General features: G+C 65.2%; 11 protein-coding genes. 7 read left to right on the top strand and 4 right to left on the bottom strand.

Annotated features, from left to right (window positions below; translation table 11 throughout):
* Complete coding sequence (gene creB, locus ABE472_RS15610) at positions 1 to 690, bottom strand: two-component system response regulator CreB (RefSeq protein WP_313212857.1); 690 nt, start codon at positions 688 to 690, stop codon at positions 1 to 3.
* Between the two features lie 45 nt (positions 691 to 735).
* Between creB and rlmJ the strand changes: the two genes are divergently transcribed.
* From rlmJ to ABE472_RS15590, 4 genes are all read left to right on the top strand, one after another.
* On the top strand, positions 736 to 1,593 hold the full coding sequence (gene rlmJ / locus ABE472_RS15605; protein WP_282263631.1) for a 23S rRNA (adenine(2030)-N(6))-methyltransferase RlmJ: 858 nt from the start codon (positions 736 to 738) through the stop codon (positions 1,591 to 1,593).
* A gap of 126 nt (positions 1,594 to 1,719) precedes the next feature.
* Complete coding sequence (locus ABE472_RS15600; protein ID WP_019184458.1) at positions 1,720 to 2,265, top strand: GNAT family N-acetyltransferase; 546 nt, start codon at positions 1,720 to 1,722, stop codon at positions 2,263 to 2,265.
* Between the two features lie 179 nt (positions 2,266 to 2,444).
* Entirely contained in the window at positions 2,445 to 5,912 is a 3,468-nt protein-coding gene (gene mfd, locus ABE472_RS15595; protein ID WP_313212860.1) for a transcription-repair coupling factor, read from the top strand.
* 106 nt (positions 5,913 to 6,018) lie between these two features.
* On the top strand, positions 6,019 to 6,615 hold the full coding sequence (locus tag ABE472_RS15590; protein WP_346466576.1) for an HD domain-containing phosphohydrolase: 597 nt from the start codon (positions 6,019 to 6,021) through the stop codon (positions 6,613 to 6,615).
* Between the two features lie 83 nt (positions 6,616 to 6,698).
* Here ABE472_RS15590 and ABE472_RS15585 read toward each other — a convergent pair whose 3' ends face one another.
* Positions 6,699 to 8,792 carry a M13 family metallopeptidase gene (locus ABE472_RS15585; RefSeq protein WP_346466575.1) on the bottom strand — a complete coding sequence of 698 codons (2,094 nt, stop codon included), beginning with the start codon at positions 8,790 to 8,792 and terminating at the stop codon, positions 6,699 to 6,701.
* A gap of 336 nt (positions 8,793 to 9,128) precedes the next feature.
* On the opposite strand from ABE472_RS15585, the gene ABE472_RS15580 reads away from it, so the two are divergent.
* On the top strand, positions 9,129 to 9,767 hold the full coding sequence (locus ABE472_RS15580; protein WP_346466574.1) for a hypothetical protein: 639 nt from the start codon (positions 9,129 to 9,131) through the stop codon (positions 9,765 to 9,767).
* Positions 9,768 to 9,773: 6 nt separating this feature from the next.
* A complete protein-coding gene (locus tag ABE472_RS15575; protein ID WP_346466573.1) occupies positions 9,774 to 10,232 on the top strand; it encodes a hypothetical protein in 459 nt (152 codons plus the stop codon).
* Positions 10,233 to 10,342: 110 nt separating this feature from the next.
* On the opposite strand, the gene gpmA is transcribed toward ABE472_RS15575, so the two are convergent.
* Both gpmA and ABE472_RS15565 read right to left on the bottom strand, forming a co-directional pair.
* Entirely contained in the window at positions 10,343 to 11,092 is a 750-nt protein-coding gene (gene gpmA / locus ABE472_RS15570; protein WP_038689579.1) for a 2,3-diphosphoglycerate-dependent phosphoglycerate mutase, read from the bottom strand.
* Between the two features lie 86 nt (positions 11,093 to 11,178).
* Positions 11,179 to 12,204, bottom strand: coding sequence for a cation diffusion facilitator family transporter (locus tag ABE472_RS15565; protein WP_346464391.1), 1,026 nt, complete (start codon positions 12,202 to 12,204; stop codon positions 11,179 to 11,181).
* A 143-nt stretch (positions 12,205 to 12,347) separates the two neighbouring features.
* On the opposite strand from ABE472_RS15565, the gene ABE472_RS15560 reads away from it, so the two are divergent.
* Entirely contained in the window at positions 12,348 to 13,772 is a 1,425-nt protein-coding gene (locus ABE472_RS15560; RefSeq protein WP_313217666.1) for a diguanylate cyclase, read from the top strand.
* The last annotated feature ends 55 nt before the right edge of the window (positions 13,773 to 13,827 follow it).

The raw sequence follows: 13,827 nt of genomic DNA, 5'->3' as shown, positions 1-13,827 counted from the left end.
CTACACCTCCAGTGCGTAGCCCAGGCCACGGTGGGTGCGGATCGGGTCGGTCTCGGCACCGGCGGCACGCAGCTTGGCACGCAGGGTTTTGACGTGGGTATCGACGGTGCGGTCGGCGCTGTCGGCGTCGCTGTCCCAGCCGCGGTCCATCAGCTGGGCGCGGCTGAGGATCGCGCCGGGGCGCTGCAGCAGGGCCGCCATCAGCGCGTACTCGTAGCGGGTCAGGTCCAGCGGCTGGTCACCGAAACGGATCCGGCTGCCCTCGCGGTCGATCGAGAAGCGTCCAAGCTGCTGCCAGCCGGTGGTGTCGGCCGGGGCTGCGGACCGGCGCAGGCGCGCGCGCACCCGCGCCACCAGCTCGCGCGGCGAGAAGGGCTTGGCCATATAGTCATCCGCCCCCAGCTCCAGGCCGAGCACCCGGTCGAACTCGTCATTGCGGGCGGTCAGGAAGATCACCGGCACCTCGCTGAAGGTGCGCAACGTGCGGCAGACCTCGAAACCGCTCATGTCCGGCAGGCCGACATCCAGCACCACCACATCGAAGGCGTGCTGGCGCAGCTGGGCCAGCGCCTCCCCGCCGAGCAGGCAATGCTGGGCGCCGTAGCCTTCACTGCGCAGTGCATACAGAACGGTATCGGCGATGGCGGTTTCGTCCTCGACCACCAGGACGTTGTGCAGGGGGTGGCTCATGCGCGCAGCATAGCCGCTGGGCCCGCCGCCCCGTACACTGCGCCGATGAATTACCGCCACGCCTTCCATGCCGGCAACCATGCCGATGTGCTCAAGCACATCGTGCAGCTTGCCCTGCTCGACACTTTCAAGCGCAAGGACAGCCCGTTCTTCGTGCTGGACACCCACGGCGGCGCAGGCCGCTACCTGCTGGCCAGCGAGGAAAGCCGCAAGACGCTGGAGGCCGAAGACGGCGTGATGCGCCTGATGGCCCAGCCGCAGCTGCCCGCGGTGGTGGAGCGCTATCTCAAGGCAGTCCAGGCCGACAACCCGGTCGGGGCGATGATCAGCTATCCCGGCTCGCCCCTGCTGACCGCCCAGACCCTGCGCGAGCAGGACCGCATGGCCGTCTGTGAAGTGCAGGATGCCGAAGCCACCGCGCTGAAGGCACTGTTCGCCCATGACAGCCGGGTGGCCGTGTATCACGCCGATGGCTATGCCCAGAACAAGAAGCTGCTGCCGCCCAAGGCCAACGGCGTGAAGATCGGCCGGGGGCTGGTCCTGATCGACCCGCCCTACGAGGGGCAGGACGCCGAGTACCAGGCCATCCTGGCCTCGGTGACCGAGATCCTGGGCCGTTGGCCGCAGGCCAGCTTTGCGATCTGGTTCCCGATCAAGCAGCGCCGCACCATCCTGCATTTCCTGCGCAAGGCCTGTGCGCTGCCGGTGAAATCGGTGCTGACCGCCGAGCTGCTGATCCGCCCGGACGACTCCCCGCTGCGGCTCAATGGCAGCGGCATGCTGCTGCTCAACCCGCCGTGGCAGTTCGACCAGGTCCTGGCCCCGGCCATGCCGGCGCTCAAGCAGCACCTGGGCGAGGCCGGCGCCTCGACCCGCCTGCAGTGGCTCAAGCAGGCCGAATGACCCCCTGAATCCAGGCCGGAACCCCGGCCTGGCCGGCGCCTCCCGTCCGGCGCGGCGTGAGTGATCCGTTCACGGAACGCTGCCCCCGGGATGCGAGAATCCGAAGACCACCAAGGAATCACCGGTATGGCTACCCGTAACCGCATGCCGCCCTGGCACGAGATTTTCAAGGCACCCAGTGGCCACGAGCTGCTGATCCGCCCCATCCGGCCGGAAGACGGCCCGCCGCTGCATGCCGCTTTCAGTCTGTTCGGTCCCGAAGAGATCCGCGACCGCTTCCTGCAGTCGGTAACCGAACTGTCGCCGGAAACGACGCAGCGCCTGACCCATCCCAATCCCAAGAGCGAAATCACCCTGGTCGCGGCCGAGTCGCTGCCCGCCGGTGAAGCCGTGGTGGGTGCGGTCGCGCGTGCCTCGATCATCCCCGGTACCCGCGAGGCCGAGTACGCCATCCTGGTCAGCCGCTTCCTGGTCGGCCAGGGCCTGGGCAGGCAGTTGATGCGCAAGCTGGTCAAGTGGGCGCGCGGCAAGTACCTGGATCGTCTGTACGGTGATGTTGCCGAAGAGAACGAGCCGATGAAGCAGCTGGCCGCCTCGCTGGGCTTCCAGCCGATCCCGCACCCGAACGGTACGCCGGGCCTGGTGCGCATGGTGCTGGAACTCGACAGCTGACGCGGGGGCGTCTTTCCGCGCCCTCATCGGCAGAGCCGGCGGCTGGCCGGCTGCCCGCACATCACGCATCGCCTGGAGCCGGCCAGCGGCCGGCACTACCGGTAACGTGGATCGGCCGTACGCTTGCCGCCGCCGGATGACACGGCCGCCACGCTGCGGTCTGCTAAAATCGACGGTTCATGTCACGCACCTCCTATCCCGTTCCGCCGCTGCCACGTCCTGGACAGCTCCGCGCCTGGTGGCGCGCCCCCGCTTCGGCCACGGCGCTGGCGTGGTACATCGCCCGCGCGGCGCAGTCGCACGACGGGCCGTTGCTGGTGGTCGCGCGCGACAACCATGGCGCGAACCAGATCGAAGCCGATCTGCACACCCTGCTCGGCACTGCCGGCGACGTGCCGATCGTGGCCTTCCCGGATTGGGAAACCCTGCCCTACGACGCCTTCAGCCCGCACCCGGACATCATTTCCCAGCGCCTGGCCGCGCTGCACGCCCTGCCTGCGCTCAAGCGCGGCATCGTGGTGGTGCCGGTGCAGACGCTGCTGCAGCAGTTGGCACCGCTCAAGTACGTCATCGGCGGCAGCTTCGACCTGACGGTCGGCCAGCGCCTGGATCTGGACGCGGAAAAGCGCCGCCTGGAATCGGCCGGCTACCGCAACGTGCCGCAGGTGATGGACCCGGGTGATTTCGCCGTGCGTGGCGGCCTGCTCGATGTCTACCCGATGGGGGCCGAGGCGCCGCTGCGGGTGGAACTGCTCGATGAAGACATCGATTCGATCCGCGCCTTCGATCCGGAGTCGCAGCGCTCGCTGGACAAGGTCGAGGCGGTGCACATGCTGCCCGGCCGTGAAGTACCGCTGGATGATCTCAGCGTCTCGCGGGTGCTCAACACGCTGCGCGAGCGCTTCGATGTGGATACCCGGCGCAGCGCGCTGTACCAGGATCTCAAGGCCGGTATCGCGCCGGCCGGCATCGAGTACTACCTGCCGCTGTTCTTCGACAAGACCGCAACCTTGCTCGATTACCTGCAGCCCAACGTGCTGCCGGTGCTGGCGCCGAATGTGTTCGATGCTGCGGCCGCCTTCTGGGCGCAGACGCAGAACCGCTACGAGCAGCGCCGCCACGATGTCGAGCGCCCGCTGCTGGCGCCGGAAGAGCTGTATGCCAGCCCCGAGCAACTGCGCGCCACGCTCAACGGCCTGGCCCGCGTCGAAGTCTGGCCGCTGGATCACGACCGCATCGGCGATGCACAGCCGCTGGGCGACCAGCCCCTGCCGCCGCTGCCGGTGGCCGCACGCGATGCCCCGGCTGCCGAGGCACTGAAATCCTTCATCGGTCATTATCCGGGCCGGGTGTTGATCGCCGCCGATTCCGCCGGCCGCCGCGAAGCCCTGCTGGAAGTGCTGCTCGCCGCCGAGCTGAAGCCGCCGGTGGTCGCCGATCTGCCCGGCTTCCTGGCCGACGACAGCGTGCGCTTCGGCATCACCGTGGCGCCGCTGGAAGACGGTTTCGCGCTGGAAAGCCCGCCGATCGCGGTGCTGACCGAACGTCAGCTGTTTCCCGAACGCGCCGGCCAGCAGCGCCGCAGCCGCCGGGCCGGGCGCGAGCCCGAAGCGATCATCCGCGACCTCGGCGAGCTCAGCGAAGGCTCGCCGATCGTGCATGAAGACCACGGTGTCGGCCGCTACCGCGGCCTGATCGTGCTCGATGCCGGTGGCATGCCCGGCGAGTTCCTGGAAATCGAGTACGCCAAGGGCGACCGCCTGTATGTGCCGGTCGCCCAGCTGCACCTGATCAGCCGCTATTCCGGTGCCTCGCCGGAAACCGCGCCGCTGCATTCGCTCGGTGGCGAGCAGTGGACCAAGGCCAAGCGCAAGGCCGCCGAAAAGGTCCGCGACGTCGCCGCCGAACTGCTGGAAATCCAGGCGCGTCGGCGTGCCCGTGCCGGCCTGGCGCTGCACGTGGACCGCGCGATGTACGAGCCGTTCGCGGCCGGCTTCCCGTTCGAGGAAACACCGGATCAGCTGGCCGCGATCGACGCGACGCTGCGCGATCTGGCCAGCAGCCAGCCGATGGACCGCGTGGTCTGCGGCGACGTCGGCTTCGGCAAGACCGAGGTCGCGGTGCGCGCCGCGTTCGCCGCTGCCAGTGCCGGCAAGCAGGTCGCGGTGCTGGTGCCGACCACCCTGCTGGCCGAACAGCACTACCGCAACTTCCGCGATCGGTTCGCCGATTGGCCGCTCAAGGTGGAGGTGCTGTCGCGCTTCAAATCCACCAAAGAGATCAAGGCCGAACTGGAGAAGGTCGCCGCCGGCACCATCGACGTCATCATCGGTACCCATCGCCTGCTGCAGCCGGACGTGAAGTTCAAGGACCTCGGTCTGGTCGTGGTGGATGAAGAGCAGCGCTTCGGTGTGCGCCAGAAGGAAGCGCTCAAAGCGATGCGCGCCAACGTGCATCTGCTGACGCTGACCGCCACGCCGATTCCCCGCACGCTCAACATGGCCATGGCCGGGCTGCGGGATCTGTCGATCATCGCCACCCCGCCGCCGAACCGGCTGGCGGTCAAGACGTTCATCACCGCCTGGGACAACGCGCTGCTGCGCGAAGCCTTCCAGCGCGAACTGGCCCGTGGTGGCCAGCTGTACTTCCTGCACAACGACGTGGAGAGCATCGGCCGCATGCAGCGCGAGCTGGCCGAGCTGGTGCCCGAAGCACGCATCGGCATCGCTCATGGGCAGATGCCCGAGCGCGAGCTGGAGCGGGTGATGCTGGACTTCCAGAAGCAGCGCTTCAACGTGCTGCTGTCGACCACGATCATCGAATCGGGCATCGACATTCCCAACGCCAATACCATCATCATCAACCGCGCCGACCGCTTCGGCCTGGCCCAGCTGCACCAGCTGCGTGGCCGCGTGGGTCGCTCGCACCACCGGGCGTACGCCTACCTGGTGGTGCCGGACAAGCGCGCGATGACGCCCGATGCCGAGAAGCGTCTGGAGGCGATCGCCTCGATGGACGAACTTGGTGCCGGCTTCACCCTGGCCACCCACGATCTGGAAATCCGCGGTGCCGGCGAGCTGCTCGGCGAGGACCAGAGCGGCCAGATGGCCGAGGTCGGCTTCAGCCTGTACACCGAGCTGCTGGAACGCGCGGTGCGCAGCATCCGCCTGGGCAAGCTGCCGGACCTGGATGCGGGCGAAGAAGCGCGCGGTGCCGAGGTCGAACTGCATGTGCCGGCCTTGATCCCGGATGACTACCTGCCCGACGTGCATACCCGCCTGACCCTGTACAAGCGCATCAGCTCAGCGCGTGACAGTGCTGAGCTGCGCGAACTGCAGGTGGAGATGATCGACCGCTTCGGCCTGCTGCCGGACCCGGCCAAGCATCTGTTCGCGATCGCCGAACTCAAGCTGCAGGCCAACGTGCTGGGCATCCGCAAGCTGGAACTGGGCGAGAACGGCGGCCGCATCGTGTTCAATCCCAAGCCGGAGATCGACCCGATGGCGGTGATCCAGCTGATCCAGAAGCAGCCCAAGCTGTACACGATGGACGGGCCGGACAAGCTGCGCATCAAGCACCCGTTGCCGCTGCCGGAAGACCGCTTCAGCGCCGCCAAGGCCCTGTTGCTGACCCTCTCCCCGCGCTGATTTCACGCCTGGCGTCGGTCGCCAGGCGCTATCTTTCCACCGGCACGGGCGGCATGCCGTCCTGCCAGGATGGCGGTCTTCCGGCCGCCCACCACCGGACGCCCCCATGTTCGACTCCCCCCGGTTCGACGCTGCCCATCCGCAGGCGTGTTCCATCGATGCCCTGTCGATGTCACTGCAGATGCGCGACCAGTACACCCGATTCCATTGCGACCGCGTCGGCCTGCTGGGCGAGCAGCTCGGCCGCCTGTGCGATCTGGATGAGGTCCAGCGCGCGCATCTGGCGCTGGCCGCACGTTTCCATGACATCGGCAAGATCGGTATTCCGGACAACGTGCTGCTGCACCCGGCCCGGCTGGATGACGAACAGCGCGCGATCATGCGCACCCATCCCGAGCGCGGAGAACGCATCTTCGCCGCGACCGGGCGCGCCGATGCGGCCGAGGTAGCGCGTCTGATCCGCGCCCATCACGAGGCCTTCGATGGCGGCGGCTATCCGGACGGGCTGAAGGGCAGCGAGATTCCGCTGGGCGCACGCGTGCTGACCATCGTGGATGGCTACGACGCGATGACCAGCACCCGTCCGTATCGCGGCCCGATGCCGCATGCCAAGGCGATGGGCATCCTTGCCGACCAGCAGGGCGGCCTGATCGACCCGGAGGTGTTCGGGCTGTTCACCCGGATGATGGCCGCCACTACGTAGTCTCGGCCTGGTTTGCCGCGAGCGTGCTGGAAAAGAAAAACCCGGCTTTCGCCGGGTTTTTGATGTCACTCAACCGCGTGCGATCACCAAATCACAACGCGCTTGTCGTCGGCCCGCACCATCGCATCGCCGGCCTTGCACTCGAACGCCTGCGCGTACGCCGGCATGTTCGACGGCGCACCGTTGGCGCGGAAGTTGGCCGGGGCGTGCGGGTCGGTGTTCAGGCGCACGCGCAGCTCGCCTTCATTGAAGTTGCGGCGCCACACGGTGGCCCAGTTCATGAAGAAGCGCTGGTCCTGCGAATAGCCGTCGACCTCGACGTTGGCCTTCGGGTCTTCTTTCAGCGCCATCTGCAGCGCGTCGTACGCCACGGTCAGGCCACCCAGGTCGCCGATGTTCTCGCCCAGGGTCAGCTTGCCCTTCACGTTCACGCCCGGCAGCGACTCATAGCCGTCGAACTGCGCCACCAGCTGGTCGGTGCGCTGGGTGAAGGCCGCACGGTCGCTGTCGGTCCACCAGTTGTCGAAGTTGCCGTTGGCGGCGAACTGGCTGCCCGAATCGTCGTAGCCGTGCATCATTTCGTGGCCGATGACCGCACCGATGCCGCCGTAGTTCAGCGCCGGATCGGCCTTGGCGTCGAAGAACGGCGCCTGCAGGATCGCCGCCGGGAACACGATCTCGTTCTTGGTGGCGTTGTAGTAGGCGTTGACGGTCTGCGGGGTCATGCCCCACTCGGTCTTGTCCACCGGCTTGCCGATCTTGTTGAGCATGTAGCGGTAGTTGAACGTGCGCGCGGCCTGCATGTTGCCCAGGTAGCTGTCGCCGTTGGTTTCCAGGCCCGACCAGTCACGCCACTTGTCCGGATAGCCGATCTTCGGGGTGAAGCTGGCCCACTTCTCCAGCGCCTTCTTGCGGGTGTCTTCGCTCATCCACTCCAGCTTCTCCAGGCGTGCCTTCAGCGCCACCGAGAGGTTCTCCACCAGGTGCTGCATCTGCACCTTGGAGTCGGCCGGGAACACGGCGTCGACATACATCTGGCCCAGGCCTTCGCCGATGGCGCCGTTGACCGACTCCAGCACGCGCTTCCAGCGCGGCTGCATTTCCTTCTGGCCACGCAGGGTGGTGCTGTAGAAATCGAAGTTGGCCTTTTCGAAGGCGCTGCTCAGGTACGGCGCAGCGTCATCGATGGTGTGGAAGCGCAGGTAGGCCTGCCAGGTGGCCGCCGGCACGTCGGCCAGCATCTTGTCCACTTCCCCGAAGAAGCCCGGCTGGGCCATCGAGAACTTCTGCGCGGCCGGCACCTTCAGGGTGTCGAACAGGGCGGTCCAGCTGAAGTTCGGAGTGAGCTTGTCCGCGTCCGCGGCGCTGACCGGGTTGTAGCGCTTGGCGGGGTCACGCATTTCGATGCGCGACATCGAGGCCTTGGCCAGGCGCGTCTCGAAGTCCATCACGGCCTTGGCCTGGGTCTTGGCCTGCTCGGCATCGACGCCGGACAGGGTCAGCACCTGGGCGATGTAGGCAACGTACGCATCGCGGATCTTGGCCTGCGAATCGTCGAAGTAATAGCCCTTCTCCGGCAGGCCGAGGCCGCCCTGGCCGACATAGGCGATGACGTTGGCCGAGTCCTTGTAATCGGCGTTGGCGAACAGCGAGAACAGCACGCCCTGGCCCACCGCCTGGCTGTCGCGCAGGTACTGGGTGATGGCGGCGGTGTCGTTCAGCGCGGCGATCTTGTCCAGCTGCGGCTGCAACGGGGTGATGCCGGCGGCCTCGATCTTGGCTTCGTCCGAACCGGTCTTCCAGATGTCACCGATCTTGGCTTCCACCGTGCCGGCCTTGGCCTGGCTGGCGGCGGCCTGCTGGACCAGCGCGTGCTGCACTTCCAGCGAGCGCTCGCGCAGGATTTCGAAGCTGCCCCAGGTGGTCTGGTCGTTCGGGACCGGGTTGGCCTTGAGCCACTTGCTGTTCACGAACCCGTTGAGGTCGGTACAGGCGGCGATGGCGGTGTCCAGATCGGCATTGTTGAGCGAGATCAGCGCGGTCTTGATCTGCGACTGATCGAATGCCGGCTTGGCATCGGCAGTGGCGGCAGGCGCGGTATCGGTCTTGCCACAGGACGCCAGCGACACGGCGATGGCGGCGGTCAGGCCCAGCGGGACCAGCTTGCGGATGTTCATGGAGGCTCTCTTGGACGGCTAATTTTCCATCCTAGACGTCGCAGTCGACGAAAGAATCGCCCAAAGGTCATGAACGGAAGACACCTGCACTAACACGTCGACCAGCGCTGAGATAACATCAACGCCTCGCACTCACATACACTTAACCCGGCCCACCCAGGATTGCTAATGCAACTAAATTTCTTGCTCTGGAACACGGGTCGCCGGTCGCTTCCAATCGAAATCTCTGAACTCGCCCAAAAGTGCGACGCACATATTATTGTACTTTGCGAGCATACGGGTGATGGTCTAGACGTACAGCGAGCTCTAATCAATATAAACAATGATTATGAGCTAGTGCCTTCCATCGCCTGCGATAGGATAAGGCTTTACACCACATTCCCGCAAAGCACGATTGACCATGGCCCTGAAACCGATCGCCACACAATCAAGCAACTATCGCTACCTGGCCTACCCCCACTAATACTCGGACTAGCGCACCTCCCAAGCAAGCTACACTCAGATGATTTCGACCAACTTCACAACGCAATGTACTTCAGATCATCAATTGAAGAAGGCGAAGAGAGCTTTAGGCATCAGAACACAATCGCAATGGGGGATTTCAACATGAACCCCTTCGATCCCGGCATGATCTCGGCGGGAGGCCTCAATGCAGTTCCCTGCGCGGAAATTGCCAAAAAGATAAACAGAACCGTGAACGGAAAGGTTCATGATTTTTTCTACAATCCCACATGGAACTTACTGGGCGATTTTAATCAGCCTACGGGAAGCTACTACCACGCGTCACCTAGCCACCTCTCTCACTACTGGAACATGCTTGACCAAGTGGTATTGCGCCCGAGCATTGCATCCATGCTCATTAAGAATTCACTACAACTGATTACAAACACCGGGACAACTCCCCTAATAGACCCGAAAGGGCGGCCACTTGTGAGCGACCACCTACCCCTCTCATTCTCCTTAAACTACAATTAATCTTATATGAAAACCCTTTGGCCAACCAATTTCCAGACGAAGTCAATATCTGACACGAAGAGTATTCTTGAAAAGCAAGCTAGGGCACTACCCGATCTGACCAACAATTTAGTTTGGGCAGAGGTTTCCGAAGTTTCACCTCAACTCATCTCGAACGAAATGAGGAATGATTTCGTCTACAGGTTCGACATCTACGGAAAAGAGCTGAAAAACTATCGCTACACGATGCTCACTTTTTCGCATGACATCGGCCTTTTTCCTGTCAAATTCTCATTGGACAACATCCTTGCCGAAGAAATTGGCCTGGAGACAAGCCCCTTTGCACCCCCTCTTGCAATCACTACAGAGAGTGATCTCGATGAATTCATCGCTATGGCGCTTCAATCCAAAAGAGTCTCGAACGTAATTGGATCAATCATGCACCTTTCGAAGCAAAGCATAGCTGCACGCGACCGCATTTCATGAGATGCAGAAGCGCTCGCATAAGCATCACAAAATCGAATGGTGCGCGAGCGCCCTTAAATGTGGGAATTGGGACAAAAGTGGAAAGGCCGGCTTGCGCCGGCCTTTCGTTGTTATTTCGCCTTGCCCTGGTTCGCCACGGCCTCAGCCGCCTTGCGCGCCGCTTCCGGGTCGCCCAGGTAGCGGAACGACTGCACGGTCAGGTCGTCGTTGAGCTCGAACAGCAACGGGATGCCGGTCGGGATGTTGAGCTCCAGGATGGCTTCCTGCGAGACGTTGTTGAGGTACTTGTACAGCGCGCGCAGCGAGTTGCCGTGGGCGGTGACCAGTACGGTCTTGCCGTCCTTGAGCTGGGGGGCGATCGCATCGAACCAGTACGGCAGCACGCGGTCCAGCGTGGTGGCCAGCGATTCGGTGCCCGGCAGCGCGTTGCGGTCCAGGCCGGCATAACGACGGTCGTGGATCGGGTGGCCCGGGTCCTCGATGTCCATCGCCGGCGGCGGGATGTCGTAGGAACGGCGCCAGATCTTGACCTGGTCCTCGCCGTGCTTGGCGGCGGTCTCGGCTTTGTCCAGGCCCTGCAGGCCGCCGTAATGACGCTCGTTCAAGCGCCAGCTCTTGCTGACCGGCAGCCAGTCCTGGTCCAGTTCGGCCAGGGCACCCTGCAGGGTGTGGATGGCGCGCTTGAGCACCGAGGTGTGCGCGACATCGAACTGCAGCCCTTCTTCACGCATCAGGCGGCCGGCGGCGGCGGCCTCGCGGCGGCCCTGTTCGGTCAGTTCCACGTCCACCCAGCCGGTGAAGCGGTTGTCCAGGTTCCACTGGCTCTGGCCGTGGCGCAACAGTACGAGTTTCCGGGTCACTGCAGTATCTCCGACAGATGGCAAGGCAGACCCGCATTGTAGCGGCAACCCTGCCCTGCCCGTCCGCCGCGGCCGGCCCCTGACCCTCAGGGATGCGGATGCCCGTGGTGGCCCTGCGCGTCCGGTGCAGGGCGGCGGCTGTCGTGGCTGTCGTGGCTGCCGTGCGCGTGAGCGGCGTGGTCGTGCCCGGCATGGTCATCGGCGTGCCGGTCGCGGGGGCTGCCGACGCTGCAGGGATCGCCGCAGTGGTCGGCCTCGATCTGCAGGGTCACATGGTCGATGCCGTACTGCTCGTGCAACCGGGTGCCCAGTTCGCGACGCAGGCGGTCCGCATCCACGCCGGTGCCCATCACCACGTGCGCGGTCAGTGCGGGTGTGCTGGAAGCCAGCGCCCATACGTGCAGGTCATGTACGTCCACCACGCCATCGTGTGCGCACAGGGTGCCGCGTACCGCCGCGACATCCATGCCCTTGGGCACGCCCTCCAGCAGCACGTTGATCGCCTCGCGCATCAACACCCAGGTGCGCGGCAGCACCCACAGGCCGATCAGCACGGCCAGGATCGGATCGATCGGCTTCCAGCCCGTCCAGCGGATCAGCAACGCGCCGAGGATCACCGCGACCGAGCCAAGCATGTCCGCCCAGACTTCCAGGTACGCGCCTTTGACGTTGAGGCTCTCGCCGCTGCCGGCGCGCAGCAGCCGCATCGAGATGAGATTGATCACCAGTCCGAACACCGCGATCACCAGCATGCCGGTGGAGGCGATCTCCTGCGGCGCGCGGAAGCGCTGCACCGCTTCCCAGAGAATGTAACCGGCGACCACGAACAGCATGCCGCCGTTGATCATCGCGCCCAGAGCCTCCAGCCGCGCGTAGCCGTAGGTGCGCTTGGCATCGGGCGGGCGCCGGCTGAGCCGGACCGCAACCAGTGCGATCATCAGCGCGAGGGTATCGGTGGCCATGTGCGCGGCATCGGACAACAGTGCCAGGCTGTTGGTCCAGAATGCGCCGGCCACCTCCACCAGCAGGAAGGTGGTGGTCAGCCCCAGCGCCCACCACAGCGGTTTTTCGTGGCGGATCTCGCTGGGCAGATGGTCGTGGTCGTGACCCATGAAAGCTCTCCTGGACAATGCCGGCAGGTTAAGCAGCGCCTCGCGCGGAGACTATTACACTTACCGCAGCGTTCAGTTTGCCATTCAATAACAACAGCGTCCGGCCGCTACCTCTCGACGGCCTGTGTGGCGGGAAGACAATCGTGCATAACGTTCCAAATCTTGATGAGGCCAGCCAACCGCTGGCGCTGGCCTGGGCACAGACACTGGCGCAGACGCCGGCCGCGGCGGCGACACTGCTGGCGAGCCTGTCGGCCGAGAGCCCGCCCGGGCTGGCCCACCACTTCTACGATGTGCTGCTCGAAGACCCGCGCGCGAGCCGGTTCCTCTCGCACGACCAGGTGCGGCTGCGCCTGAAACCGGCGATGCAGCGGTGGCTGCAGCAGATCCTCACCGCCACGCCGGACAGCATCAACGCGCTGGTCGCCGCGCAGCGCGTGATCGGCGACGTGCATGCGCGCGTGGGGATTCCGGTGGATCTGGTGGCGCGCGGCGCGCGCGTGCTCAAGCACCGCCTGTTCGACCGCATCATCGCGCAGGCCGACGAAAGCACGACGGCGTTTGCGGCGATCCACTGCCTGAGCGCTTCGATGGATATCGCCCTGGAAGGCATGACGCTGGCCTACACGCATGCACGCGAGCGCTCTTCGCGCACCGATGCGGCGTATCGCCTGTTCTCGCTGGTGCAGAACGTCAGCACCGAGCGCGAACGCCAACGCGCCCTGCTGCTGGATTGGGAAAACGCACTGCTCTATGCGATGGCGAGCCAGAATGCCGAGGCCGAGCTCACCGGGCTGGCGCAATCGGAGTTCGGCCTGTGGTTCACCCACAAGGGCATCCCGAGTTTCGGCGAAAGCAGCGAGACCGGCCAGGTCGGTGCACTGGTCGCCGCGGTCGATACGCAGTTGCAGGAAGCGCTGGCGCATGCCGATTTCGCGGCGCGCTTCGGGGCATTGCAGGGCATCCGCGAGCGGCTGGCGCAGATCCGCACACTGATGGGCATGTTGTTCGAACGGATCGGCGAGCTCGATGCCGGCAGCGATGCACTGACCAACCTGCTCAACCGTCGCTTCCTGCCGACCGTGCTGCGCCGGGAAATCGAACTGGCCAATTCCACGCAGACGCCGTTCTCGGTGTTGCTGCTGGATCTGGACCATTTCAAGGCGATCAACGATGCGCACGGCCATGACGGCGGCGACCGCGCCCTGCAGCACGTGGCCGCCCTGCTCGGCCAGCTCACCCGCGGCAGCGACTACCTGTTCCGTTATGGCGGTGAAGAATTCGTGGTGGTGCTGGTGGCCGCCACCGCCGCCCAGGCCGAGGTGATCGCCGAGAACCTGCGCAAGCACATCGCGCAGAGCCCGGTGCAACTGGGCAGTGGCCAGAGCCTGTCGCTGACCACCAGCATCGGCGTGGCCGCGCATGATGGCCATCCCGACTACGAGCGGCTGATGGCGCGCGCCGATGCGGCGATGTACCAGGCCAAGAAGCGGGGCCGCGACCGGGTGGTGCTGGCCAGCGATGACCTGCCCGATGCGCCCGGGCGAAAGGCGCTGCAGCGCGGGTGACCCTGTGTGGCCGACGGCAGCGCCGGCCCATCCGCCCGTTGCGGCACGCATGGCT

It is taken from the genome of Stenotrophomonas sp. TWI809 (genome assembly GCF_039673205.1).
GTDB lineage: Bacteria > Pseudomonadota > Gammaproteobacteria > Xanthomonadales > Xanthomonadaceae > Stenotrophomonas.
The sequence above is the reverse complement of the archived record's forward strand: the minus strand, read 5'-3'. Positions and strand labels throughout refer to the sequence as shown.